The following is a 24,525-nucleotide window of genomic DNA, read 5'->3' on the forward strand; positions in this document are numbered from 1 at the left end:
CATAAGGTCTTTTCTACCTATATAATGCAAGGCAATTTTACACTGCCGCTCCCTGCCACTGTCTCGACAGTTGAGACAGTGAAAGCCACTCAACTTCTACACAATTCATCCGCTCTGAGCACAAGTTGGCCATTCACTCGCAGGGAGTTGAGTTGCCGGATTTCACCGTCTCGACCTGGTATCTGATCATCATTTTATCGGTATCACATATGCCCTAGCTTCCATTAGATTTGAACTATCCGGAAATTCCGAATAGTTCATTTAAACTGATTTGCGAATTGGGTAAATACTGTTTTTCCAATTTCACCCTGTGAATAACCGCTACCAGCAGTTATCCAAAATTATCGGATAACTGACCATTCTTGTAATTATGAGCTATTCGAATTTTTCGAATGCCTGAATCCTGTTGCAGATAAATGCTATAAATAAACCTTTCCTTATTTTTCAAGCAATTTTATCATTCGCTGAACAATACGTTCAACCTGTCCGGATTCCACTCTCTGATCAAAAGCACCATTACAAAAATGATCTTCGCGCAATAGCATCGTCAACAAAGCTGAACATAAATCATAATCAGCGCATTCCAGGCGTTTTAACTCTTCGTTACAATTTATAGGTCCTGTGGTCATATAATCCCTGTAGTTTGTTTTTAGATCACCAGTCTCTTCAAGCACCTCATAGCTATTAGTAACATTTATATTTGAGAGCAACTGCCTAAACTTTATTATCTTTTCTTCGTTTGTCATTCCTTGCTCCTCTCCGGTAAATCAAAGTGTGTTTCTGCAATGGTATTCAGTTGCTTAGCAATATCCGAAAATGGCAAATTTAAGTCCAATGTTCTGACGGTAATCTGGTTACCATGCATTTGATACACGTTGTCCGGTTGAATCTCTTCTTCCGTTTTTGCATACAGCAACATCCCGGAAACCTTGTGAGCTTCATCTCCAAATTCATAATCGCGATTCTTCACATACGTGAATATCTGGTACATATTATTCGAATGGAGCGTATGTTTGTCATACTGCGTTTGAATTGTATGACTATAATATTTCGCATCAATAATCAGTACGGTATTACCTTTTTGCAGATGAATATCACTCTGCATTACCGGCAGCATCGTTCTGATTCCGTCGTCCACAGACCAAGGTATCTGAGAAGCACTGACTGACAGCTCCGGAAAATGCTTATAGTAATATTCAAGAATAAATTTCTCATACAGTCTACACATACGTTGCTCATCCACAAATGATGCAAGCCTATACTCTCCAGCATCTGTTGTGATAAGCATCCCCTCAATTATCAGCTGACAAATACTTATAAGCATCCTGTAAGTCTGATTATTTCGCTGAAATCTAATTGATGACCACCGTATAGAGGTTGGCTCAAGCGTATCAACGTCGGAAAAGAATAGCATCTTCTTTTTCAAATCATCCTTGTACTCCGCCTTAACCTTTGCATTTCGCAGTAACAGCATAACCACCGTCTTGATTATTTGATTGAGAAGATTATTCTCAGACAACTCATCGTAATCACATGTCAGTAGCTGCTTACGCGCCAGTCGATTCTTAATTGTTCCCGGCAGGTTAATCTTCCCGCGCATCACCGAGAACTCCTCCTGACGGTTTATATACTCCCGGTAGAGACCTTGTTTCAGCTGAATTCCAATCCCTCTTGCAAGAATCGCAGCCAATAGATCATACATCTCATCAAACGATTCAACTGCTACATCATCATAGTTTTCCTGATTCAATGTTTGAAAAGCGTATGACAGCATATAATATATGTTTTTGATTAGTATGCTCTTATCTCTTGTCATTGAAACACACCGTGCAAGATGTTCTCCCACCGCTGTAATTTTGAATTTTCATCAAACCAGTATTCACTGAGCATCGGTAAAATATCAAAATCAACAACGTCCTTCATCCATTCTTCTGTGCAGTCATCCGCATTACAGAAATAGCTATGCCCTATGCAGAAGCCTTTACCAAGTGACTTATCCTGATCTATTTCCTTGTTGAGTTCCTTAATACGCTCAATGAGAGTGTTGAATGTTTCATTTGCAAAGCTATTCTGATAATTGATAAATCCCTCCGAATCAAAGCCTGGTTCCATATCGAAAAAGCTGAATCTACGTCTTAATGCATAATCAATCATTGCCAGACTTCGATCTGCGGTATTCATCATTCCGATAATATGTAATCTCTTAGGAACCGAAAAGCTCAAGCCATTATATGCAAGCGTTGCTTTTTTATCTCGATAATCTGCCTCTATCAGCATCAGCAGTTCTCCGAAAATCTTGCTCATGTTTCCACGGTTGATTTCATCTATGATAAAGAAATAGTCTTTATCTGGATGGTTTGCAGCCTTCTGACAAAAGCGATAGAAAATACCATATTTTAGTTCAAATCCATTTTCCACAGGCTTATAGCCCATCATGAAATCTTCATAAGAATAATTCTGATGGAACTGAACAAATTCGATACGGTCATCATCTTTTTCACCCATCACAGAGTAGGCTAATCTTTTAGCTGCAAATGTCTTTCCAACTCCTGGTGCTCCTTGCAGAATAATGTTCTTTTTCTTTTTCAGAACCGCAGCAAGCCTATCGTATTTGGCTTCTGTCATATAGACTTCTCTTAAAAAATCTGTTTTCGTATATTCGGTATTGCCTTTCCCTGACGGAGCCGGATTTTCCTCTCGGATCATGTCTATGATAAAATCATATTCTCCGCGTGTAAGCTTAAACAAGCTGCCCTGTGTCATAGAGAAATATTCCATCTTCTCAAGCTCTGAGCATTGGAAACTGCCTTGATCTCTGTAAGTTTATAAATGTAATATTTATCCGGATAACGCAACCACAAATAGGTGCATATTGCATTCTCATACTGATAATGCTGTGCCGCACCATTGCCATATCTTTCAAGAAGGCTATTTGATTTCTGCTTGAAAGAGTCAATACGTTCATACACATCTTTGCCTTCATCAAAGAGCTCGATGAACATTGCTCTGACTTCTTCCTGTGCTATCTCCGCAAACTTGATAATCATTTTGGCTGGAAAGTTATTTACTGAAGCCAGCAGATTGCCCGTCTGCGATAACGCCTTTGTAAGCATTGCCGCAAAATCATCCGCATTAACATCCCAGTTCACCTGAAAGCATTTTACAGCTTCCCACTTATATTTTTCGTCCAGCCACTGTGTCTGTATAAATCGTTTCTTGTATTCAACAAGCGCTGACTTTAATCGCATTTTATTGAACATTGCAAATCACCACCTTATCATTTTGCATTACGAAGACTCTTGTATATCTCATCTGAGAAAATACCAAGAACCTGCCGCTTCATCTCATCATTGGATAGAAGCATAGAGAAGAAGTCCTGATTCTGTGACAATCCCTCAATCAAAGCATCGTCAATATCATCAAAATAGGAGAACTCAAAATCCTGCTGCGTATTATTACGCGCGCTGGTCTTCAGTTTGTCTGACTTCATCAGAATATCTCGAATCTGTAGCATAGCTTTGACCACAACATCGTTGTCATAATTCTTACCAGTGCGGCTGTTAATTTCATCGATGATCTCAGATAGTCTTTTTTCCTTATCTTCTGTCAGTCCAAAGTGCTCTGCTGTCGGAAGCTTCATAACCGGATCGGCAACGAGATCAGCCGACTTATGTTCTTCGCCCTTCTTCTGTACGAAATTAGTAGCCTTAATCTTTCCATCCAGATTAAAACCACCGCCTGGATGTTTGATATTGATATAAGCCAGCAGATAAGATACAAAATTATATTTCTTATGTAAATCAGTATCTTCAAAGCTGGACACCTGCAGCAGAAATTCGTAGAAGCGAACAAAGCTTCTCATATCAGCTACGCACTGGCGCTGCGTATTGTATTCATAATGTTCAATCAGCTTTTTGCTCTTCTGAAGGAAAAAGGTTAATCGCTGTTTCTGCTTACCATTCACTTTGTCGGCATACAGGATGTCATTAGCTGCTTCGATATCAGCCGGATCTAATATGCCATAAGCATCAATCTTAGCTTCCAGATCATATACCGCACTCGGTGTTACAGAATTAGCCAGTAATGTCGTTGTATAATATGGTGCGAAAGCAGATTTGATATCTTCATAACTATTTACAAAATCCAGCACGAACGTCTTTTTATCATAAGGTGCACAAATACGATTTAACCGGGACAAAGTCTGTACCGCATTAACACCTTTCAGCTTTTTCAGAACATACATGGCACAGAGTTTCGGCTGGTCAAATCCGGTCTGATATTTATTTGCTACCAGGAGAACCTGATATTTATCCGTATCAAATTCCTTTGTAAGACGATCCTCTGGAAATCCATTCAAAGAGCTTTCCGTATACTCCTGCTCATCATCCGGAAGCTTTACTTTTCCGGAGAAAGCCACCAATGCATGAATGCCCTCGTATCCTTTCTTCGCAATGTAATCTTCAAATGCCTGACGATACTTTACTGCACTCTGACGAGAAGCGGTAATCACCATTGCCTTGGCCTGACCGCCTAATTCCTGCATAACCGTGGTGCGGAAATGTTCTACAATCACTTCTACACGCTGCGCAATATTGGTATCATGCAATTCTATGAAACGTGCAATCTGGCGTTTCGCATCATTGGTTTTACAGCGCGGATCATCCTCAATTTCTTTGTTAATCTGATAGAACGTTGAATACTCCGTATAGTTCTGCAGTACATCCAGGATAAATCCCTCTTCAATCGCCTGCTTCATGGAATATACATGAAATGCTTCCTTCTGTCCCTTTGTGTTCTGATGCCCAAAAAGCTGAATCGTGGTAGGCTTCGGTGTTGCTGTAAAAGCAAACATAGACACATTGGCCTGCTTGCCATTCCGCTTGATTTCGCTGGAAATCATATCTTCCACATCCGCTTCCGTATCTTCTCCGGATCCAAGCGTCATCGTGATAGCAGCCATATCCTTTCCGGCGGTTGAAGAATGCGCCTCGTCAATGATGACGGCAAACCGCTTGTTCTTCAGATTAGCTACACTATCAACGATATATGGGAATTTCTGAATCGTTGTTGCAATAATCTTTGTATTGCCATTCAGCGCAATCGCCAGGTCTGCGGACACACACTTATCATCCATCACACGGATGAGTCCCGCCTTGTGTTCCATACCCATGATGGCTTTCTGCAGCTGCCTATCTACAACAACTCGGTCTGTAACAATAACAACATTGTCAAAGATAATCTTGTTGTTGGCATCATGCAGTGAAGTTAACCGGTGTGCCAGCCATGCAATAGAGTTAGTCTTTCCGGATCCTGCGCTATGCTGAATCAGATAATTCTGGGCTGTGCCATTCTCACGAACATCAGCCAGTACCTTGCGGATAACATCAAGCTGATGGTAGCGCGGGAAAATCAAATTCTCCGAACGCTTTACTTTTCCGGTTTCTTCATCGACCTTTTCTTTTACTTCCACAAAGATAAACTTGCTGATCAGATCGAGAATCGTATCCTTGGTAAGGATATCCTCCCACATATAGGACACACTGTATTTATCTTTAAATGCCGGATTCCCAGCTCCTGCAGTAACACCATGACCATTACCCATGTTAAAAGGCAAAAAGAATGTGGCCTGACCATCGAGTTTAGTGGTCATATACACTTCTTCTAAATCCATAGCGAAGTTTACAAGTGTTCCGGCTTTGAAGCGGAAGAGTCTCGTCTTCGGATTTCGGTCAGTACGGAACTGATAGATACCTTGTAAGTTCAACTGATTCGCAATACCACCCAAACCGATTTCCGATGAAGTATATAATTCAAAAATCTTCCGTATTGCCACAGCCTCTGTTTCTTCAATCATCAGCTTGTTATCTTCCAGTGTAAGGAAAGTCTCCATGTTCCGAAGGCCGCGCTGTATAGATTCGCTGACCGATGCAACGCTGACTCCTTCGCTCTTGGCAATCGCTGATTCTGTCAGTCCCAGGAAGTAGTAAGCATAGATGCGCTTGGCCTGCTTGTCCGGCAGAGCGGCAATCGCAGCGTGAAGCTGCTCCATCGTCACTTTGCGCTCATACAGCTCACAAGGGGTCATGGAAACGAAAAGGGCATCATACTCAATTCCGTCTCCGCGATCCAGAGAATAATGCGCCTTGTGGTAATATGTACGGCGGCGGTATGCGGCCTCCAGGCGGTCATGCTCTTTCATAACAGCGGCTACTTCATCAGGAACCTCAATAATGTAATCGGTCTTATAAAAATCGGGATACTGCTCCCGCAGATTGATCTTGGTCATAATTTCCTCCATTTCAGTTGTTAGGGACAAAGGGCAACCGAAATGGCTATGGCGGAGAGCGACACCGGGGATGTTCGGGAAAATTCCCGTAAAATCGACAAAGAAAAACGTCAGACGGCCTTAATAGCTGTCTGACGCATTTTGTATGATATGTTGTACGATTGTGCGGATTATTTACGCTTGATTGCGCGTGTCCGTGTGTATAATTTCTCTTTGGTAGATCATTGATTTTTTTAGGTAATCATCTACCTGAAAACCATAATTCTGCTGAAATAAATAACCGCCCATCGTAGACTCCTCAAACGGCAGTCACGGGCGGTAATGGAAATATACCCTGCCGTGAAAGGCCGTTTTTTTTATTGGCCTCCCGTCAGCTTTTATGTATATTTTATCTTTCAAAAGTGCATGATAAACACATGTCAATACGCGTGATTGGGTGATGGTAACTTTCTCTTACGCACGATAGAATGTAATAGAGGTGAGCAATCATGCCGGAAGATGTATTTGTGTATTTGGGACAGTGCCTCAGAGATGCAAGAGAAGAATGTGGACTGACCCAACAGGAGCTTGCGGATCAAACCGGCAGAGGGCTTCGTCATCTCCAGGACATTGAAAAGGGCAGGAAAAATCCGTCTTACGATGTACTGGCATCCTTTATCAAGCGATTAGGCATTTCTGCTAATGAGCTGTTTTATCCTGACGCTTCGGAACAGGAAAAGCAAGTACAGCATTTCATGGGAAAGTTTCTGGCCTGTACCGAGGATGAGCGGCAGATTATCTTGAAAACACTGGATTGTATGGCGGAGCAGTTTATCAGCCGACGTTACAAATCCTCCGATCCGCAAAATTATGAATAAAACCAGCAGGGCAAAATGCAATTTTGCAATTTGTTTCTGTTGGTTTTATTTTGCCTCCGGCAGTAGACGTAAATTTTCCTAGCCCCATCAATCGCCGCTATTTTGTTTCCGGTATTCAGCCGGTGCAATCTTCATGACATCTCGAAATGCTGTTGCAAATTTACTCTGATTCTCATATCCAACCTGGCTGGCAATTTCTGCTATGGTTGCCTGCGTCTGACGAAGCAGAGCAGCGGCCTGTTTCATGCGGTACACTTTCATATAGGTTCCAATGGGCTGTCCATAAACTCCCTTGAACGTATCCTTTAAGGTTGCCGTATTGATAAGATACTCTTTGGAAAGTTCCTCAATCGTTGGCCGTTCCTGCAAGTTGGAGATAAGCCGCTTGTGAATGTCCCGTACAATCTCCACCTGGGGAGAAGTATATAACTCTCGCTGCTTTTCTTTATTTACATCCACCATACACAAGAATAAGAGAAGCTCCTGCACCTTCAGCATGAAGTATGGCTTTTGCAGGCGATCCGGTACGGAATACAGTTCAGAAAAGATATGCTCAATCTCATCCTTGGCCCGCATGACAAAGCATGAGCCATCGGCACAAAATTTGTTTTTGAAATCTGCAATACCAATACCGCTCTCGGCGAGGATTCCAGGCGGATTTTGAGAAACCAGCTCCAGATCAAGCACTACTGAGATTCCGCGATAATGTCTCAAAGGAAAGGCCATTTCAGAAGCACAGTTATCCATTGTATGAATGGAAAGATCCCCTTCTCCGAGGTACAGGCAGGAACCGCTTTGCAATACGCTCCCTTCACGCCCTTCCCGGCAATGATTGATCTCCAGCACATTCTTATCAATGGTTCCGTCCCAATAACAACTCGTTGCTTCAAAATCATTGTAAATAAGCTGGATACCGGGATAAACCTGATAGACTGTCATAAGCCCCAGGCCATCCTCACAGTCCATTTTATAGACGGTGCAATATCCGTCATTATCTTTTGGAATAATCGCAGATAACCCCGTAGCATTGGTGATAGGGTTTTTGTTCATAGTATTCATTCCGTTATCTCGTATTTGTTCTTCCAGGATTCTCCTGGCGTCTTTTATTATATAGTTTTTTCTCATTTTATACCGCTCCAATCGGCAGGATGTGCAATCCAATCAGAAAGCAAATTCTATTATAGTGCAGCCCTGCCGAATGTGCAAATATACGAAAAAGCCGATGCCCTCCAAAACGGAAAACATCGGCTATATGCGGGATTTTATTTGCTGCAATATTCCTTTCCTACACAACCGGAACAACTGCCGCTACAACAAGAACCATTTTTGCGGTTCTTATGGATTTTTCGCACAGCCCATATTGCATAGAAAACAATCCCGATAAGGATTATACCAGTAACAAGCATCTAAAACTCCTTTCTGACTGGAAACTCACAACTTATTAGCTTTGGGTCTCCGATCCTCTTTTCAAAATCCAAAGTCCAAATGCGACCACTGATAAAATGGCCGCTGAACGAAGCACTTTTCCAAACGTCATATTCATACCTCACAGCAAAAGTCCAACACGATAAACCACAAAAGTAACAGCCCAGGCCACAACCAACTGGAACAGGGCCGAGAACAGCATCCACCTTGTACTGCCGGATTCCTTGCGAATTGTAGCTAGGGCCGCTGCACAGGGAACGTAAAGCAGGCAGAAAATCATCAGGCAAAACGCATTGAGCTGTCCAAAACCGGCTGCACCCAGGATGCCGACCAATGTATCCATTCCCGCGCCGGAGTTGATATTGGGAATCCCAAACAGAACGGCACAACTGGACACCACAACCTCTTTTGCAGAGATGCCAGCAATCAGAGCAACCGCTATCTGCCAGAATCCCAGTCCAATCGGTGCAAAGATCGGTACAAGCCAATGGCCCAGGATAGACCCGAAGCTGTCTGCCATTTCCGTAGTATAGCCATGCGGCCCAAAGTTCAGGATCACCCACATGAGGATAGATGCTACAAAGATGGTAGTACCTGCTTTGGTAAGGTAGTCCTTTACCTTTTCCCATACATAGATTGCCACAGTTCTGGCGCTGGGGGCCTTATATTCCGGCAGCTCAATCAGCAGATAATTTTCCGATTTTCTCCGGTCAATCAAATGGATGATCGCCGCTACCAGGATAGCGACCACCAGGCCGATCAGGTACATGGAATAGGCCACGAGCATGGCGCGTTCCTGAAAGAACATCTCGGCAAACAAGATGTAGATTGGCAGACGGGCGCTGCAACTCATAAAGGGCGTAATCAACATGACCTTAAAACGGTCACGCCGGTTTTCCAAAGACCGTGAAGCCATGATTGCCGGAACAGTGCAGCCAAATCCCAAAATCATGGGGATAAATGCCCGTCCGGAAAGTCCCAGCTTGCTCATAATCCCTTCCATGACATACGCAACACGGGCCATATATCCGCTGTCCTCCAGAAAAGCCAATGCCAGAAACAGAATGAAAATGTTCGGCAGGAAAGTCAGGATACCGCCCACACCGGCGATGATGCCGTCTACCAGCAGGGAGCGCAGCACTTCATTGACCCCGACAGCAATCAGTCCATCGCTTATCAATGCCGACAGGCTTTCAATTCCTAATTCTAGGAATCCTTTCAGCCAATCGCCAATGGTAAAGGTCAGGAAGAACACCGCCGCCATGACAACGAGGAAAATCGGGATGCTCCAAAACTTATGCGTCAATACACGGTCTGCCTTTTCCGTCAAAGCGTCTTGACGATCCTTATTGACCAGAACCTCCCTGATGATTTCCTCGATAAAATCATACTTCTCATTGATAATGTCGGATTCATAGTTCCGGTCGATCACATCCGGCATATTGACCGGATAACGTGCAGAGATTTCCTTATCCTGCTCCAGCAGCTTAATGGCGTGCCAGCGGTAATTGGACAGGTTCGGATATTTCCGCTTCAGCTCTGTCATGATAAGATCAATCTTGTCCTCAATAGCATCACTGTAAACCATTGCGTATTCTGAATGGTGGTCGTGCCGGTGTTTTGGAGTATATTTATGATGATGAATCAGACACTCCGGATCTTTACAGTCTTTATGGTGCGCGGCTGCATGAAGTAGCACATCCAGTCCTGTCCGTTTTCTGGCTGAAACTGGAATGACCGGGATGCCCAGCATTTCCGGCAGTCTGTGTGTGTCAATCTCCATGCCGCGCTTTTCCACAATGTCCATCATGTTCAGCGCCAGCACAACCGGCTTGCCCAGCTCCAAAAGCTGCAAAGTTAAGTATAGGTTTCGCTCCAGAGCGGAAGCGTCCGCAACATCAATAATCACATCGACTTCATCGCTTAGTATAAACTGTCTGGATACCTGTTCTTCCATTGTGTAGGAGGTCAGGCTGTAAGTGCCAGGAAGATCGACCAGTCGAATATTCAGATCATGGTCTTTAATGGCACCCTCTACTTTCTCAACGGTTACACCTGGCCAGTTTGCCACTTTCAGATTTGCACCGGTGTAAGCATTGAAAAGTGTTGTCTTTCCGCAGTTCGGATTTCCGATGAAGCCGATAGTCAAATTTTCTCTCATCGGAATTTACCCCACTAAAATATTCTTTGTGATATTGCGCCCAAGTGCAAAGCGTGTTCCCCTGACTTTCACAATCAGGACACCCCGACTTTTGCTGTTCAGAACAGCGATAGAGGTTCCACGGGTCATCCCAAGGGCCTCCAAACGCTTTTCTATATTGACAGGCAGATCAATATCCTCAACTTTATATTCATTTCCTATTTTTCCATCGCAAAGATACATGAACGCTCCCTCCTCACCGATTTACGGAAGAAGTCGCAGGCAGTTTGCGGAACTCATAAGCCACCATGAACGCGATAATAGCCACCAGAATCGCATCGGTCAGCGCAATCGCCAGCCACACGCCGCGAATACCCATGCCGCCGATCATTGGTAGAACCACACAAAGCGGGATAAAGAGAATAATCTGACGGAACAGCACAAGCCAGGTGGCCTTTTTCGCTTTACCCAAAGACTGAAACAGGGTCACGGCGATCATAAAGCTGCCTTGCAGGATATAGGTGCTGAACATGATACGGAAGTTTGTCGAACCTGATGCGGCGATACCCGGCGTTGTCAGGAACATGGACAAAATCTTTTCTGGGAACAGCTCGGCGGGGATATAGAACACCAGCGACAGCAGCGTTGCGGCGATAATGAAAACTCTGGTCAGCGTCTTTACCCGGTCATAGTCTTTCGCACCGTAGTTTGTACCGGCGGCAGGCTGGAATCCCTGGCTGATACCCCATAGAGGTACAAAAGAGAAATTCCAGAACCGGAGCGCCGCCGCTAAAAGGAGCTGGGAGGTTTCACCGCCATAGTTCGATGCCACACGATAAATCACTGTCTGCTGCACCAGGGTCAGAATCTGCATTAACAGAGCAGAGATGCCGACAGAAAGAACCTGGGGAAGCAGCTCACCATCAATGCGGATACGCCCGATCTTCACATGGGGGCTTTTCTTCTTGAAATACCACAGGGTAATCGCAGCCTGGACAAACTGGGAAAAAATCGTTGCATAAGCAGCCGCTTCAATGCCCATGCCGTAGGGGTTGAGGATGCTGATAAAAATGGGGTCAAGGATAATGTTCAAAATAGCGCCACTGGCAATAATGGTCATTGCCCTTTTGAGCTGGCCTTCTCCACGGATGACCATGTTGGCGCTCTGGAAGAAGTTTACGAACAGAGAACCGGCGAATACGATCCGCAGATATTTCTCAGCGTAATTCAGAATGTTATCGCTGGCTCCGGTCAGGGACAGAAGCTGGCGGGTGAAAACCATACCCACAACAGTGTAGATGACGGACAACAGAAGAACCATCGCAACCAAGTTGCCCATGATCTTCTTAATTGTGTTCTCGTCCTTCTTACCGATAGCGCGGGACAGTACCGATGCAGAACCCACGCCCAGCATTGCCGCTGAACCGGCATTGATAAGGGTTAAAGGATAGGATACCGATATGGCTCCCATCTGCACGTCACCAACCATCTGGCCGACAAAGATGGAATCCATCATGTTATAAAGCCCAACGACCACCATGCCAAGAACCGCAGGGATGCTAAGTTCAATCATCAGCGGCCAGGGATTTTTTGTTAAGAGCTTTGTTCTTGTGTCAAGTGCCTGTTTCATCACTCTATTCCTCCTGGTCTATTTTAATTACAAGGTATCCAGTAAAACGCGCCAGTGACGCGCCTCACTGGATTAACCATATCTAACTAACCACTTAAAGTATATAAAAACCGGGCTTCTTTGTACGCTCCCAACCGCAGGATTTACAATCCAATCTGAAACGAATTTAGGAGCGGAAAGGACATAAGGCCCTTCCCGCTCCCGTTGTTACTGTATCATTTTTTCCAGTAATTTCAGGGCTTCTTCCAGTTTTGGATTTACAGCGTCCGTTTGCAGGGCATCCCGGACGCAGCTTCGTATATGGGCTTGCAAAATCTGCTGATTGGCGCTTTTTAATAACGCCTGCGTAGCAAGAAGCTGATTGGAAATATCCACGCAATAGCGATTTTCCTCAACCATTTGCAGGATACCGTCTAACTGTCCTCTGGCGATTTTTAGCTTGTGAACAATATCGCCTTTCTTGGCCTTCATAAACGGCCCGTTACTGGATACTGACGAGCTGATAGCCAGCGTCCTCGATAGCAGCTTTCAGCACAGCATCCGGCACATCCTGGTCAAGCTGCACCTGGGCCGACTTACTCTCCAGGGAAACATCCACATCCTTGATGCCCTGGATGTCCCGCAGCGCCTTATCAACGTGTTTTACACACATTCCGCAAACCATTCCTTCGATGTTCAATACTTTTTCCATGTGAATTGCTCCTTTTCGTTCTTGTTTAATCGTTGTTTGTTCATGCATAGGGACTGAATCCCGTTCTGTATTGGCCTGATGCTTCGCCTTGAACCACCGCAGACGCAGGGCATTGGACACCACGAATACCGAACTGAAACTCATAGCAAAAGCGCCGATCATGGGGTTCAGCTTCCATGCAAAGGGAAGATAGAATACGCCTGCCGCCACCGGAATACCGATGATGTTGTAGATAAACGCCCAGAACAGATTTTGCTTGATGTTGCGGATAACCGCCTTACTAAGCTGGATTGCCGTGGACACATCCAGCAGATCGCTTTTCATCAAAACAATGTCCGCTGACTCAATCGCCACATCCGTTCCGGCCCCGATAGCGATACCAACATCCGCTCTGGCAAGGGCCGGAGCATCGTTGATACCGTCACCGACCATCGCCACCTTCTTACCGACGCTCTGCAAACGACGGATTTCCTTCTCCTTGTCCTGGGGGAATACCTCTGCCACAACACGATCCACGCCGACCTGACGCCGAATCGCTTCTGCGGTCTTTGCATTGTCGCCGGTCAGCATGACCACCTCAATGCCCATGCCGGTCAATTCCGCTATGGCCTGCTTGCTGGTGGGCTTAACTACATCCGCCACGGCAATGACACCAATAAGCTGACCGCCACGGGCAAAGAACAGAGGTGTTTTCCCGTCAACCGCCATTTCCTCGCCCAACTGAAGGAGTGCGCCGCCATTGATGCCATTTGCCGCCATCAGTCGGCGGTTTCCGGCAAGGCACGTTTCGTTTCCGATCTGACCCACAAGGCCCTGACCGGGAATCTGCTTGAAATCATCCACCGGGAGGAAGGAAAGTTGTGCTTTTTCGGCCTCTGCCACAATCGCGTCCGCCAGCGGATGCTCGGACAGCTTTTCCAGCGAAGCAGCGATTTGCAGCATCTCCTTTTGTGGAACACCCTCTTTGCAGAGCATATTTGTCACCACGGGCGTACCCTGGGTAATCGTGCCGGTCTTATCCAGCACAACCGTATCAATGTTATGGGCCGTTTCCAGGGCCTCCGCCGATTTAATCAGGATACCGTTGCTTGCGCCCTTGCCGGTTCCGACCATAATGGCCGTAGGCGTTGCAAGGCCCAGCGCACAGGGACAGGAAATGACCAGGACAGAAATGCCGATAGATAGGGCAAATTCAAAGCCATATCCCAACAGCAGCCAGACAATGACTGCAATCAGCGCGATGCTGATAACCACCGGAACAAACACGCCGCTGACCTTATCAGCCAGTTTCGCAATAGGGGCCTTGGAGCTGGTCGCTTCATCCACCAGACGGACGATCTGTGCCAGCGTGGTATCATCGCCCACCTTGGTGGCCTGCATCTTGAAATAGCCGGACTTACTTGTGGTCGCGCCGATCACTTTGTCCCCGATATGCTTCTCCACGGGGATGCTCTCGCCGGTCAGGCAGATTCATCAACGGAGAAAAAGCCCTCGATGACAATACCATCCACCGGCACAGACTCACCGGCCTTGACAATCAGGGTTTCGCCCAACTGCACTTCTTCCACAGGCACCTGAAGCTCTTTTCCATCCCGCTCCACGGTAGCTGTTTTGGGAGCCAGATTCATCAGCTTTGTAATTGCATCCGAAGTCTTACCCTTTGCGCGGGCCTCCAGGGTTTTGCCCAAGGTGATAAGGGTCAGAATCATGCCTGCGGATTCAAAATACAAATCCATCATAAAGCTGTGAACCGTAGCCATATCCCCATGACCGAATCCGATGCCGATTTTGTAAATGGCGTAAATGCCATAAACGATTGCGGCGCTGGAGCCTATCGCAATCAGCGAATCCATGTTAGGCGAGCCGTGGAACAGGGTCTTGAAGCCCATCCGGTAATATTTGAAGTTGATGAACACCACCGGGATCAGCAGCAGGAATTGGGTAAATGCAAAGCTGATTGCATTTTCCATCCCCAGCAAGGAGCTGGGGAGCGGCCACCCCATCATGTGACCCATAGAAATATAAAACAGTGGGATCGTAAAAAGGGCAGAAAGTAGCAGCCGCTGTTTCATCTGCTTGTATTCTACCTGCGCCGTACTGACCTCCGGTTTTGCTGCCGGTGTGGTCGTGCGGCTCTTGTTTTGTGCGGAGGCTTTGGGAATCGCGCCATAACCGGCCTTTTCAACGGCCTGGACGATTCCCGCCGTATCCAAAACGGATTCATCATAAGAAGCAACCATGCTGTTTTTTAACAGGTTGACGGACACTTCTTTGATGCCAGGTAGCTTTGCCACGCTCTTTTCCACTCTGGTAGAGCAGGCCGAGCAAGTCATACCCGTAATGTCAAATTGCTCCTTTTGCAAAATCATCCCTTCTTTCTTATAAAGATTTGTGCGAGTACCCCTCCCCCGTAGGGAACTAAATACCGTTATGAAAAGGGGCGTTTGGCATCTTGGGGGAAAGATGCTAAAGCCCCGAACATAAAGTTTACGCACAAGGTCTTTGACCGTTTTTCATTATACTTATCCTGCTTCTCCTTTGTCTGCTCCAAAGTGGAGCTTTTTTTATCCAAAGAGAAATGAGGTTTTTTGCTGGAAATCCAATCGGCAGGTTCTCCAATCCAAAGGGCAGAACCGCTCCCAAATCCATTGACTTTGAGGGTTTTCGTGAATATACTGGCAGCATGAACGATTAAGCAATCTTTTAATTGTTCAGCCATATCAAGCCAACCAAATACCAAAATGAAAGGGGGCTTTCTCAATGAAAAAGACCATTAAACTGCTTGACCTGGACTGCGGCCATTGTGCTGACAAAATCCAGAACGCCGTGAAGAAGATTGATGGTGTGACCAGCGTATCCGTCAACTTCCTGGGTCAGAAGATGGTTCTGGAAGCGCCGGACGATCAGTTTGACGCTGTTCTGGCCGAAGCAAAGACGCTGATTAAGCAGATCGAGCCGGACGTGACTGTTAAGGCGTAATGAAAAGCTGGACACCGGCTGCCACAAGGTAGCCGGTGTTTTTCATCAATAGACAGAAAAAGCGTGACACGCTTTATGCTGCAACGAAAGGAGAATACACTATGACACGAAAACAAAGGCACTTGCTCACACGCATTATCGTGGCGGCGGTGCTGTTTCTTGCAGGCAGCTTGCTCCATCTCCCTGAATTGGCGGAGATGGCGGTCTTTCTCGTCTGCTATGTGGTTGTCGGCTGGGATATTGTCTGGAAGGCAATCACGAACATCCTGCATGGACAGGTGTTTGACGAAAATTTCCTGATGACGATTGCCACTATCGGCGCACTCATTTTGGGCGAACATTCCGAGGGTGTCGCCGTTATGCTGTTTTACCAGGTGGGCGAATGGTTCCAGTCCTATGCGGTGTCCAAGTCCAGAAAATCTATCGCAAGCCTGATGGACATTCGCCCGGACTATGCTAACATCGAAAGGGACGGAAAACTGGTTCAGGTTGACCCGGACGAGGTTCAGATCGGAGAAACCATTGTTGTGAAACCGGGAGAGCGCATCCCGCTGGACGGTACGATTCTCAAAGGCTTCTCCACCCTGGACACTTCGGCCCTGACCGGAGAATCCATGCCCCGCGAGGTGGAGCCGGGAATGGAGGTCATCAGCGGCTGTATCAACCAGACCGGCATCCTGAACATTCAGACCACAAAAGAATTTGGGGAATCCACCGTAGCCAAAATCCTTGACCTTGTGGAAAACGCAAGCGATAAGAAGGGCCGTATTGAGAATTTCATCACACGCTTTGCCAGGTATTATACCCCGGTAGTGGTATTTGCTGCTCTGGCGCTGGCAATCCTGCCGCCGCTGATTACCCAGCAGCCATTCAGCACCTGGATTTACCGGGCCTTGACCTTCCTGGTGATTTCCTGCCCCTGTGCGCTGGTCATCTCCATTCCGCTTAGTTTCTTCGGAGGCATCGGCGGCGCGTCCAAGATCGGCGTTCTGGTAAAGGGCAGCAACTATCTGGAGGCCCTGGCAAATACCGAGGTCGTGGTCTTTGATAAGACCGGCACACTGACAAAAGGCTCCTTTGCGGTCAGCGAGATCCACCCTGTCGGCATGAAGGAAGCGCAGCTTTTGGAGCTGGCCGCATACGCTGAGGACTACTCCAACCACCCGATTTCTCTTTCTATTAAAAACGCCTATGGACAGAAAATCGACAACAGCCGAGTTTCCGATGTCCAGGAAATTGCCGGTCACGGCGTGCAGGCCGTGATTGACGGGAAAACGATTCTGGCCGGAAACACCAAGCTGATGGAGAAAGCGCATATTAAGTACACGCCATCCTCAGCTGTCGGCACCGTGGTCTATCTGGCCTGTGACGGGAAATACGCTGGATGTATCATCATTGAGGACGAGATCAAGGCCGATGCTCCAGCCGCAATCAAGCTGCTGAAATCTGCCGGTATCCGCAAAACGGTCATGCTGACCGGCGATGCAGATGCCGTTGGAAAGAAAGTCGCAGGGCAGCTTCATCTGGATCAGGTTTATACTGAACTGCTGCCCGCTGATAAGGTTGACCGCGTGGAAAGCCTGCTGAAGCAGAAAAGCGAAAAAGCTATGTTGGCCTTTGTTGGGGATGGTATCAATGACGCTCCCGTACTGGCGCGGGCCGATGTCGGTATTGCTATGGGCGGCTTGGGTTCCGATGCGGCCATTGAAGCTGCTGACGTGGTTCTTATGACGGATGAACCGTCCAAAATTGCCGCTGTTATGAAGATCGCCCGTAAGACGATCCGCATCGCAAATCAGAATATTGTGTTTGCCCTGGGCGTGAAATTCCTGGTTCTGATTTTAGGTGCGCTAGGCTATGCAAATATGTGGGCGGCGGTGTTCGCGGATGTAGGCGTTTCCATTATTGCGATTCTCAATGCCATCCGCGCCATGCGGGTCAAGCTGCCGGATATGCCAGCGGGCAGCACAAATCAGGGTTAAGCGCAATAGAAATGCGCCGCAACTTTCACACGCTGCGGCGCATTTCCTTATTGTTCAGTCGGGCATGATACTTCAAACAACGCATCTATGGCATGATGCAGGAGCTTTGCCTGCGGCGTGTCCGACAGCGAATAATAGACTTCTTTTCCGTCCCTGCGGCTTGAAATGATCCCGCTCTTTTTTAATATCCGCAGATGATGTGACACAGCAGGGGCGCTCATATCCACAGCCGCCGCGAGATTGCATACACATTCTTCACAATGGCACAGCAGCCACAGAATCCGCAGCCGGGTCGGATCGCCAAGCTGCTGAAATAAAAATGATATATCCTTAAACCCTTCCGCAGAGGGCATCTTATTTAAGACTTTTTCAATATTCTGTCCGTGGTTATGGGGTAGATTGTAATGCGGCATAAAAATCAGCTCCTTCCTGTGACTATGATACTGACATAATTCTTGTCTGTCAAACAGCTTCATTATAGATTGGAGAAAAATACATGAACGAAACAGAGAAAAAAACTTTTTCCGCTCCAAGCCCTGGCGAATTGGAACAATTAACCGAGCTTCACAAAGCGATGGGCGATTACACACGGATGCGGATACTTTGGTATCTGATGCAGAAAGATTCTTGCGTCAGCGAACTGGCACAAAAGATGGAGGTCACAGAATCGGCCATATCCCACCAGCTTCGTGCGCTTTGGATTGTCCGGTTAGTGCAATCACGCAAGGCCGGGAAAAACGTGATTTATTCCTTGCAGGACGAACATATCCGGTGGATTCTTGAAGAAACCTACGCTCATATTTCAGAAAGATAAAAACGCAGCCCCTGTGCTGTTTTGCAGGGGCTGCGCGGGTATTCAATTACAGCGTTTCGTAGGAAACCAGCTGGCTCATCGGGATGCGCTGCTTATTGAAGCGATTGGGGTCGCCGGTTCCTTCATCGGAATAGCCGACAACCAGAATGTTGACCGGCTCCAGGTTGGCCGGGAGATCAAATTCCTTGCGCAGAACATCGGGCTTGAAGTAGCATACCCACACCGTTCCAAGGCCCAGCTCTGTGGCCTGGAGCATCATGTGGTCGGTCAGGATGGAGGCGTCAATGTCACCGGTCTGCTTCTGATCGAAAGGCCGTACCCACGCCTTATCGTGATCGGCGCAAACAATAATAGCCAGGGGCGCACCGTAGATATTGGCCGCTTTACTGATCTTCGCAAGACCTTCCTCGCTCTGAACGGCAATCAGGCGAATCGGCTGAAGGTTGGCAGCGGTCGGGGCCACATGAGCAGCTTCCAGAATCTGCTCCAGCTTCTCAGGTTCTACCTTCGTTTCCTTGTAATCGCGTACCGACATACGCTGCTTTGCAATCGTGATAAAATCCATAATATATAGTCCTTTCAGTATTTTTATTTTGAGCATATCAAATCAACCATTGACCTAATTGTAGCACTAGAACACAAAACCGCAAGAATGCACTTTTTCGGAAGATACTTCCCAAAAAGATAGCACCTTGCGGGAAAGGAGAGCCATTTTATGAAATGTGAAAAAAATCAATTCAACTGCCCAGTTGAGGCAACCCTGTCTTTGATCGGCGGCAAGTATAAGCCGTTGATCCTCTGGCATCTGATTGACCATCCATTACACTATATGGAGTTACAGCGGCTGATTTCAAACGCCACGCCGAAGATGCTTTCGCAGCAGCTTCACGATCTGGAAAACAACGGCATGATTCATCGTGAAGTGATTCCAGAAAAGCCGCCCAAGACGGTATATTCTCTTACCCCATTTGGACAGAGTATTGTTCCTATTCTGGATGCAATGTGCCAGTGGGGAAACAACTATCTGGACGGCCTGGATGTTCAGCCGCCATGCTGTCAAAGTCGCAAATAAAAGGCTGGGCATAGCTGACGAAAAACGGCTATGCCCAGCTTATATTTTCTGCTCTAAATTTGTGACTGCCGGACGTAATTGCACAGCGCGGCAAAGTCAACATGGGGATTCTTACTTAAAATCTGTTGCAGGCTTTCCCCGGCCTTTTGATGCAGCTTCGGCTTTTTCAGATCGTCCAAGCGGAAGAAGATATTGAGCCGCCTGCCGACAGTAAACAAAAGCCTTTCATCCGGTGGCAGGGTCAGAAAGCGGTCAATCGTAGAGAGCATTTCCTGTTTCTCTGTTCGCAGATTTCCCCTGACCTCCAGAAGCAGATTGACGATGTGTTCATTCACATAGTAACTGTCCATCTCATGTAGCTGCTGCAAGAATAACTTTTGCTCTATAACGATTTCTTCCTCCGATTGCAGAGTAAACGAGCCATCCCTGACAAACTCGCCCAGCTTGGACTCTAGTTTAATACCCGTGGCGTGGACACGGATAAAATCAGGCTGGATGATGTTCAACGCCTTTGCTGTTTGAGCAGCATTTTCTTCAGACAGCTCCTTGCCGCCGATCCCCAGCAATATGAACTCCGACAAGATCATGTCCGCATCTTTGCCATGCAGCCGCTTCGTACAACGGTAGCGGAACCGTTCATTGCTAAAGCGGTTGCTATTGATTACCCGAAGCAGATAGTCGGTAAACTTTGGTGGCATGATGCTCTCAATACTTACCACAACTTTTCGCTCCGGGCTGTTATGAATTTGAGTAATCAGGGAAGAAAGCACCTGCGGAGATAAGATGATAAAATCCATTTCTCCCTTGATAATTAGCGTGTACTCTTTCATTTTAGGTCCCTTTTTCATACGGCCAGTGTAACCGACACTGGCCGTATGTTAGAACACATCAATCAGTTGCCCGCAGTCTTTCCACGATACTTTGCTTCTCCAAATTCTTAAAGCAGATATAGGGAATAACGATTGCAAACGCAATCAAAATCGGCGTACAGATTACCAGCGGCAATAGTGTAAAGTGGAATGTTGCCGTCCAGTCACCGGCTACCATCATACGGACACCAACAGCTACTGCCACAGTGCCTAATACATAAGCTGCTAACAAAGTGCTTCCCGCGTAATACAAGCCCTCGTCGATCAGCATACGCCGGAGCTGCCGTTTTGTCATGCCGATGCTCTGGATCATGGCAAATTCTTTCTGGCGGGAAACAATCGCTGTTACCATCGAATTGACGAAATTCAGAATACCCACAAAAGCAATGATAAGGCTGATTGCAAAGCCCATCACAGTGTTCGCCCGTGTCTGTTCCTGATAATGCTCAATCAAAGTGGATTTCGCAGTATAATTCAGGCTCTTGTCCACGTCTTGTTGATATTGGATCAGCATTTCTTCCGCCTGCGGCTGGTATTCCTCGACTACATCAAAGAACAGCTTCCGCAGAGTATTATCCGGGTACATGGCCCGGAATGTATCGGCAGGAAGATAGAAAGAAAGGAAGTCTTGTGTGCTGCTGTTTACGCCCTCGGTAATGGTGGGAATATCCGCCACAATCGCCATAACCTCGTATTGCTGGCCGTTCAACTCTACCGTATCACCAACAGAATAAGTCGGCTGTGTTTCTTTCCCACTGTCCTCTGCACCGGTAGCCGCTTCCATCACTACATAGCCCCCGGACAAGAATTTCCCTTTGTCAAAGGTGCCATCCAACATCCTGCCGTCCTGTGCAAAGGTGTCCAGAATCAGGCCGTCAATGCCGTATAGAATGGAAGTACATTCGCCGCTGTCGATCATGTCGTGATAGGCTTCTGCTAGCCCTGCATCCGTTGCTTCAATATAGGTCAGCCGGTCATCAGCGTTATAGTAGGTCTGGATATTTTCAAGAGCAGACGCCCCGATTTTATGTGTAAATACCTGCGAATACAAACGCCCTGTTGCTTCCAGCCCGGAAAGTCCCTCAATGTTCTGTACCAGCTCCGGGGAAATGGTGGTGCCATAGGGATTATAGGTGCCAAAGGTGGAAGAAATCGAACTGTCCTCTACCTCAAAATCACTGATAACTGTCTGGCTCATGTACTTATCAATATCGAAGCTGGCATTTTTCGCATAGACACATGAAAGCAGCACAAGCCCCAGCGTCAGGGAGCAGATTACCGTAATGGTACACTTTTTGTTCCGGCCTAAGTTAGCCAGAGCCATCTTCGGGATGCTTGCGCCGCCGGTGCTTTTCTTTGTTTTCCGTTTGCTGTTCGTTCCGGCGTCGGTGTAGCGCAGAGCTTCCATTGGGGAAACCTTACCGGCGATTTTCGCAGGCTTCATGCAGGAGATCAGAACCGTCAAATAGGCAAACAGCGCAGAGCCGATGAAGATATAGGGATTGACCGCTGTTTTGGCTTCTCCCGTTGTCCCGGTTATCATTACCGGCACCAGCACAGCCCCCAGCAGATACCCGATCACAAGCCCGATAGGAATACCAATCAGCGACAGGCGGTTGGCCTGTCCGTAAATCATCTTCTTTAACTGTCTTTTGGTTGTCCCCAAAGTTTTCAGTCGGCCATAAAAGCGGATGTCACTGGCAACGGAGATCTGAAAGATGTTATAGATAATCAGATAACCGCTTGCAAATACCAGAACCATGCAAATTGCCATCGGCAGAACTTCACGGTTGATATTCTGGTTCATTGTGGAATCATAAGCGGCATTGGGAGAAAGGGACACATTGGAAAGGCCGGTGTCGGCTAAAATCTGTTCCGCCGCCCCTTCCAAATTGCTGTCGCTGTATAGGTCGATATGGAGCATCACCGTTCCTAATACCTGCCCGTTTGCCAACTGTTCCACTTGGTCGATACCTGCACACTGGCTTTGAACAAAGGCTTCGGAAACCCATGCCATACTTGCCATAGCAGCAGAATTTCCATTCCAATAGCCGGAGAGGGTGAATATACTGGTGGTGATTTCTTCACCGTTTAAGTCCTTACGCCATTGCAGGGTGATTTTCTGCCCCAATTCATAAGGCAGCCCCATTTTATCAAGGGTAATGGTGTCCAAAGCAATCTCGTTTTCCTGCACCGGCATGGTTCCCTCGGTGGGATAGGAAAAGCTGGAACGGGCATAGTTTTCGTCCGCATAGCGGATTTCTACCTGTCGCCCGGTCAACTCCTTGTTTTCAGCAATTCCAACCACAATGCTTTTGCCAAAGTCCCGGACAGCTTCATGGGTGGTGATCTTCTCCACATCCGCGTCCGTCATGATGCCGGAACTCAAATGGCTGTTATATCCGGCCTGCTGAAAATTCATGTTCCGCAGGTTTTCAACCATGCTCTGCGATAGGACAAACAGGGATGTAAACATTACCGTTGTCAGAACAATGGCAAAGATGGCAACCAGATTGCGCGTTTTGTTTGCCTTGAAACTGCGGTTTGTCAATGTGCGTATCATTGATTTTTGTCTTTTCATGGTATCACCGCCTTACTCTGCAATCCGGCCATCTTCGATATGAATGGTACGATCTGCCTGCGCTGCAATTTCCGGGTTATGGGTAATCATTACAATGGTCTGATGAAATTTCTGACTGGTGACTTTCAAAAGCTCGATGACTTCATCACTGGTCTTGCTGTCCAGATTGCCGGTCGGCTCGTCGGCAAGGATGATTGCCGGTTTGCTGGCTAAAGCTCTTGCAATGGCGACGCGCTGCTGCTGGCCGCCGGAAAGAGTGTTGGGCATATTGTAGAGTTTCTTTTCCAGCCCCAGCAAAGCCACGATCTCTTTGATAAATTTCTGATCCGACTTTTTCCCGTCAAGCTGGATGGGCATAACGATATTTTCATACACATTCAAGACGGGAACCAGATTGTAGTTCTGAAAGATAAAACCGATCCGCTGGCGGCGGAACACAGTCAAGTCCTCGTCTTTCAGCTTGCCCAGCTCGTAATTATCTACCCTGACAGAGCCGGAAGTGGGGCGGTCTAATCCCCCCAGCATATTCAGCAGGGTTGACTTGCCGCTGCCGGATGTGCCGATGATGGCAACAAACTCGCCCGGTTCAATCGAAATGCTTACGCCGTCCAGCGCCTTAACAATATTCGGCTCGGTGCCGTATTGCTTTGTCAGTTGCTTGGTGCTTAAAATACTCATGTTCTATAACCTCTCTTTGCTTTTTGTGTTTTTTCTTCATTATATCCGGGCAAAAGAAAGGCACAATGGAAAATGCGTAAACTAACATCTACAATGAAAAAACTAAGTCTGCACAAAAAAACGCCGCTTCGTGAAGAAGCGGCGTCAATCTGTTAAGGAATCGGGATCAGGATTTTCAGCAGGTAAGTTCCATCCCCCTGATGGAAACTGCACTGTCCGTCGTATTTTTCAACGGCTTTTTTAATATTGGGAATACCAAAGCCATGTACGAAACGATCTTTCTTTGTGGTTCCCTCGGCTGGCCGTGTCCCCGGTAAGGTGTTGTTTTCCACCGTGATAATCAACATATCCCGAACACGCTCGGCCTTGACAGTAACCAATCGTTGATCTTCCGGCAACCGTTCGCTGGCCTCCATAGCGTTGTCAAGGGCATTGCTGAAGATGGTGCTGATGTCCAACGGCTCTATGAAGTCCATACCCTTGAAATCAACCAAAGCCGAGAAATCAATCTGCTTTTCGCG

At 47.0% G+C, this 24,525-nt stretch carries 23 protein-coding genes and 2 pseudogenes; 5 read left to right on the forward strand and 20 right to left on the reverse strand.

What is annotated here, in order from left to right:
• Positions 1-437: 437 nt before the first annotated feature.
• The 6 genes and pseudogenes from DW059_RS06555 to DW059_RS17570 form a co-directional block, all read right to left on the reverse strand.
• The gene (locus tag DW059_RS06555) at positions 438-746 is read right to left on the reverse strand and encodes a DUF6508 domain-containing protein (protein WP_117698246.1); all 309 of its coding nucleotides are present in this window, start codon (positions 744-746) and stop codon (positions 438-440) included.
• Entirely contained in the window at positions 743-1,816 is a 1,074-nt protein-coding gene (mcrC, locus tag DW059_RS06560; protein ID WP_117698247.1) for a 5-methylcytosine-specific restriction endonuclease system specificity protein McrC, read from the reverse strand. The genes DW059_RS06555 and mcrC overlap by 4 nt, the downstream gene beginning before the upstream one ends.
• Entirely contained in the window at positions 1,813-2,625 is an 813-nt protein-coding gene (locus DW059_RS16425) for an AAA family ATPase (RefSeq protein ID WP_242986149.1), read from the reverse strand. Before DW059_RS16425 ends, mcrC begins: the two co-directional genes overlap by 4 nt.
• Positions 2,626-2,759: 134 nt before the next feature.
• Positions 2,760-3,260: a hypothetical protein gene (locus tag DW059_RS16430; protein WP_242986150.1), complete on the reverse strand. Its 501-nt coding sequence runs from the start codon at positions 3,258-3,260 to the stop codon at positions 2,760-2,762.
• 17 nt (positions 3,261-3,277) lie between these two features.
• Entirely contained in the window at positions 3,278-5,890 is a 2,613-nt protein-coding gene (locus tag DW059_RS06570) for a DEAD/DEAH box helicase family protein (protein WP_334294166.1), read from the reverse strand.
• A pseudogene (locus DW059_RS17570) lies at positions 5,876-6,286 on the reverse strand (sigma factor-like helix-turn-helix DNA-binding protein); the annotation flags it as partial. The pseudogene DW059_RS17570 and the gene DW059_RS06570, both read right to left, overlap by 15 nt.
• Positions 6,287-6,774: 488 nt before the next feature.
• On the opposite strand from DW059_RS17570, the gene DW059_RS06575 reads away from it, so the two are divergent.
• On the forward strand, positions 6,775-7,143 hold the full coding sequence (locus tag DW059_RS06575; protein WP_002576186.1) for a helix-turn-helix domain-containing protein: 369 nt from the start codon (positions 6,775-6,777) through the stop codon (positions 7,141-7,143).
• A gap of 87 nt (positions 7,144-7,230) precedes the next feature.
• Here the strand turns inward: DW059_RS06575 and DW059_RS06580 are convergent, their stop codons facing one another.
• The 8 genes and pseudogenes from DW059_RS06580 to DW059_RS06615 all read right to left on the reverse strand — a co-directional run bounded on the left by DW059_RS06580 (position 7,231) and on the right by DW059_RS06615 (position 15,748).
• Positions 7,231-8,268: a helix-turn-helix domain-containing protein gene (locus DW059_RS06580; protein WP_117698249.1), complete on the reverse strand. Its 1,038-nt coding sequence runs from the start codon at positions 8,266-8,268 to the stop codon at positions 7,231-7,233.
• Positions 8,269-8,405: 137 nt separating this feature from the next.
• Positions 8,406-8,549, reverse strand: a complete 144-nt coding sequence (locus DW059_RS06585) for a FeoB-associated Cys-rich membrane protein (RefSeq protein WP_080637114.1) — start codon at positions 8,547-8,549, stop codon at positions 8,406-8,408.
• A gap of 140 nt (positions 8,550-8,689) precedes the next feature.
• Complete coding sequence (gene feoB / locus DW059_RS06590; protein ID WP_117698250.1) at positions 8,690-10,729, reverse strand: ferrous iron transport protein B; 2,040 nt, start codon at positions 10,727-10,729, stop codon at positions 8,690-8,692.
• Between the two features lie 6 nt (positions 10,730-10,735).
• Positions 10,736-10,951, reverse strand: a complete 216-nt coding sequence (locus DW059_RS06595) for a FeoA family protein (protein WP_002576189.1) — start codon at positions 10,949-10,951, stop codon at positions 10,736-10,738.
• A gap of 13 nt (positions 10,952-10,964) precedes the next feature.
• Positions 10,965-12,338, reverse strand: coding sequence for an MATE family efflux transporter (locus DW059_RS06600; RefSeq protein ID WP_054356824.1), 1,374 nt, complete (start codon positions 12,336-12,338; stop codon positions 10,965-10,967).
• A gap of 207 nt (positions 12,339-12,545) precedes the next feature.
• Positions 12,546-12,809 carry a metal-sensing transcriptional repressor gene (locus DW059_RS06605; RefSeq protein WP_044912385.1) on the reverse strand — a complete coding sequence of 88 codons (264 nt, stop codon included), beginning with the start codon at positions 12,807-12,809 and terminating at the stop codon, positions 12,546-12,548.
• Between the two features lie 10 nt (positions 12,810-12,819).
• Positions 12,820-15,392: pseudogene (locus DW059_RS06610) on the reverse strand (heavy metal translocating P-type ATPase).
• A gap of 65 nt (positions 15,393-15,457) precedes the next feature.
• Complete coding sequence (locus tag DW059_RS06615) at positions 15,458-15,748, reverse strand: hypothetical protein (protein ID WP_117472533.1); 291 nt, start codon at positions 15,746-15,748, stop codon at positions 15,458-15,460.
• A 41-nt stretch (positions 15,749-15,789) separates the two neighbouring features.
• On the opposite strand from DW059_RS06615, the gene DW059_RS06620 reads away from it, so the two are divergent.
• Positions 15,790-16,008: a heavy-metal-associated domain-containing protein gene (locus tag DW059_RS06620; protein ID WP_002576192.1), complete on the forward strand. Its 219-nt coding sequence runs from the start codon at positions 15,790-15,792 to the stop codon at positions 16,006-16,008.
• A 101-nt stretch (positions 16,009-16,109) separates the two neighbouring features.
• Entirely contained in the window at positions 16,110-17,990 is a 1,881-nt protein-coding gene (locus DW059_RS06625; protein WP_054356826.1) for a heavy metal translocating P-type ATPase, read from the forward strand.
• A 47-nt stretch (positions 17,991-18,037) separates the two neighbouring features.
• On the opposite strand, the gene DW059_RS06630 is transcribed toward DW059_RS06625, so the two are convergent.
• Positions 18,038-18,403: an ArsR/SmtB family transcription factor gene (locus DW059_RS06630; RefSeq protein ID WP_002576194.1), complete on the reverse strand. Its 366-nt coding sequence runs from the start codon at positions 18,401-18,403 to the stop codon at positions 18,038-18,040.
• Positions 18,404-18,486: 83 nt separating this feature from the next.
• Here DW059_RS06630 and DW059_RS06635 point away from each other — a divergent pair, with 83 nt between their 5' ends.
• A complete protein-coding gene (locus DW059_RS06635) occupies positions 18,487-18,804 on the forward strand; it encodes an ArsR/SmtB family transcription factor (RefSeq protein WP_002576195.1) in 318 nt (105 codons plus the stop codon).
• A gap of 46 nt (positions 18,805-18,850) precedes the next feature.
• Here the strand turns inward: DW059_RS06635 and DW059_RS06640 are convergent, their stop codons facing one another.
• Entirely contained in the window at positions 18,851-19,369 is a 519-nt protein-coding gene (locus DW059_RS06640; RefSeq protein ID WP_002576196.1) for a nitroreductase family protein, read from the reverse strand.
• A 150-nt stretch (positions 19,370-19,519) separates the two neighbouring features.
• Here DW059_RS06640 and DW059_RS06645 point away from each other — a divergent pair, with 150 nt between their 5' ends.
• The gene (locus tag DW059_RS06645) at positions 19,520-19,876 is read left to right on the forward strand and encodes a winged helix-turn-helix transcriptional regulator (protein ID WP_009003386.1); all 357 of its coding nucleotides are present in this window, start codon (positions 19,520-19,522) and stop codon (positions 19,874-19,876) included.
• Positions 19,877-19,929: 53 nt separating this feature from the next.
• Here DW059_RS06645 and DW059_RS06650 read toward each other — a convergent pair whose 3' ends face one another.
• The 4 genes from DW059_RS06650 to DW059_RS16435 all read right to left on the reverse strand — a co-directional run bounded on the left by DW059_RS06650 (position 19,930) and on the right by DW059_RS16435 (position 24,498).
• Positions 19,930-20,706: a coproporphyrinogen III oxidase gene (locus tag DW059_RS06650; RefSeq protein WP_242986151.1), complete on the reverse strand. Its 777-nt coding sequence runs from the start codon at positions 20,704-20,706 to the stop codon at positions 19,930-19,932.
• Positions 20,707-20,764: 58 nt separating this feature from the next.
• Entirely contained in the window at positions 20,765-23,326 is a 2,562-nt protein-coding gene (locus DW059_RS06655) for an ABC transporter permease (RefSeq protein WP_117698251.1), read from the reverse strand.
• Positions 23,327-23,338: 12 nt separating this feature from the next.
• Entirely contained in the window at positions 23,339-24,004 is a 666-nt protein-coding gene (locus tag DW059_RS06660) for an ABC transporter ATP-binding protein (RefSeq protein WP_054356828.1), read from the reverse strand.
• 152 nt (positions 24,005-24,156) lie between these two features.
• The gene (locus DW059_RS16435) at positions 24,157-24,498 is read right to left on the reverse strand and encodes an ATP-binding protein (protein ID WP_242986153.1); all 342 of its coding nucleotides are present in this window, start codon (positions 24,496-24,498) and stop codon (positions 24,157-24,159) included.
• Between the last annotated feature and the right edge of the window lie 27 nt (positions 24,499-24,525).

The organism is Roseburia sp. AF42-8 (assembly GCF_003435965.1).
Taxonomy (GTDB): domain Bacteria; phylum Bacillota; class Clostridia; order Lachnospirales; family Lachnospiraceae; genus Roseburia_C; species Roseburia_C amylophila.